The organism is Ancylomarina sp., from assembly GCF_041555295.1.
In the GTDB taxonomy this organism is placed as follows: Bacteria; Bacteroidota; Bacteroidia; order Bacteroidales; family Marinifilaceae; genus Ancylomarina.
Map to the genome: position 1 here is coordinate 1 of NZ_JBFFKR010000447.1, position 1854 is coordinate 1854.

A 1854-nucleotide genomic window follows, 5' to 3' on the forward strand; every position below is an offset into this window, starting at 1 on the left:
ATGACTTTATTAGAGGATAAATATGTCTGATTCTTTACACTTTTGTCTGAGTTCATCAGGCCAGATACTTGATTGCACTTCTCCGATATGGGCTTTTTTCAAAAGAAACATACACAGTCTTGACTGTCCAATTCCACCACCAATTGAATCGGGAAGTTCTCCAGCAAGAAGTTTTTTATGAAACATCAAGGATTTTCTTGATTCAGCACCACGTATTGTAAGTTGTTTTTCAAGTGCTTCCTCGTCTACGCGAACCCCCATTGATGAAACCTCGAAGGCAATCTCTAGTACTGGGTTCCAAAGAATGATATCACCGTTTAATCCCTTATAACCGTTAAGTGTAGGTGTGCTCCAGTCATCATAGTCAGGAGCGCGACCATCGTGTGGTTCACCGTTGGCCATTTCGCTACCAATACCAATAATAAAGACGGCGCCATATTCTTTAGCTACTTTTGTTTCTCTTTCCTTTGGGCTTAGATCTGGATATTTAAGCAAAAGATCTTCAGCATGGATAAAGTAAATGTCCTCAGGTAATTGAGCCTCGATACTTGGATAATGCTCTTGCAAAATGTATTCTGTTCTTTTGAGTGCCGCATAAATTTGCTGTACTGTTTTCTTCAAAGTATCCAGGCTACGCTCTTCTTTGGTGATCGTTTTTTCCCAATCCCATTGATCTACATATAAAGAGTGGATGTTAGTGAAATCCTCATCAGGTCGAAGGGCATTCATATCCGTATACAGACCTTGTCCCACTGGAATACTGAGTTCTCCAAGCATATAGCGTTTCCATTTTGCCAGCGAATGAACCACTTCGGCTCTATCATCGCCTAATGCTTTAATGGGAAAGGCAACGGGACGTTCTATGCCGTTTAAATCGTCGTTTAAGCCAGTGTGTTTCATTACGATTAGAGGAGCGGTAACGCGTTTCAATCGAAGTTCGGCAGATAGTTGCAATTGGAATTGATCTTTAATGAGCTTGATGGCTTTTTCGGTACGATCTAAATCGAGTAAGCTCTTGTAGTCTTTTGGAATAATTAAATCTTTCATGGTTTTGGGTTCTAGTTAGAATTAAAATAATGGTATAAAAAAAGCCTTTCCGTAGGGTGGAAAGGCTAAAACAAATGCATGCTAGTATCCTTTCTCACCCCTAGGGAAAATTATTATTAATGTTATTATTATTGAATGAATACATCGTGTTGAAAAATTGTATTTATAAAAAAAGCCTTCCGGTAAGGGAAGGCTTAAGTTTGTGTAGGTATATTTTAACAACCAACTATAAGCTCCCCATTTTCGATGAATTATTATTCATCAAATTATTAAAAGCATTATTGTTGTTGAATGATCTCATAGTTTCTTTATTTGATGCTGCTAAACTAGAAAAGTTTTTTTGAATTACAAAACAAAAAAATCGCGTCTCGTAAAAATGAACTTGAAAATTGCAGCTTATTCGGACTTAGATTCTTCATTTTTAAGTTCTGATATTGTCCCTGAATATGAGATGTGAGCTTTACTGTCGGTTCGAATAATTGTGGATGCAGATTGTTTTGAAAAGACTTCCATAATAACCGTGTAAGTCTCTTTATCCTTGACTTCGAAGGTGTAAGTCACTTTCATTTTTTTATCATCATGAGTCAATTTTTCATTTAAAATATCACCTTCAAAATTAATACCACCATCAGCACCATACTCAACTCGATAAGCTCTTCCGAAAAAAGGTAAATCTCCTAAACATTTATTTTCAGAAATTTTAATAAAACCATAGTTTGTGGTTAAATCAATAGATGATCCACCTTGAGGATAGGCCTTTTCAGCCTCAAATTTGAATTCACCACTTTCAATAAGTTGCAAGCATTC

The 1854-nt window shown here is 36.5% G+C and carries 2 protein-coding genes; both read right to left on the minus strand.

The features are described 5' to 3' along the window. Positions 1–9 precede the first annotated feature (9 nt). On the minus strand, positions 10–1047 hold the full coding sequence (gene asnA / locus ABY905_RS16950; RefSeq protein WP_372646027.1) for an aspartate--ammonia ligase: 1038 nt from the start codon (positions 1045–1047) through the stop codon (positions 10–12). A 396-nt stretch (positions 1048–1443) separates the two neighbouring features. Beyond that, positions 1444–1854, minus strand: a 411-nt coding sequence (locus tag ABY905_RS16955; protein WP_372646029.1) for a DUF4251 domain-containing protein, incomplete at its 5' end; no start/stop codon positions are given.

Bases quoted from the DNA above. Each gene is read 5' to 3' on its own strand.
- asnA (WP_372646027.1), bottom strand. From the start codon at position 1,047: ATGAAAGATTTAATTATTCCAAAAGACTACAAGAGCTTACTCGATTTA.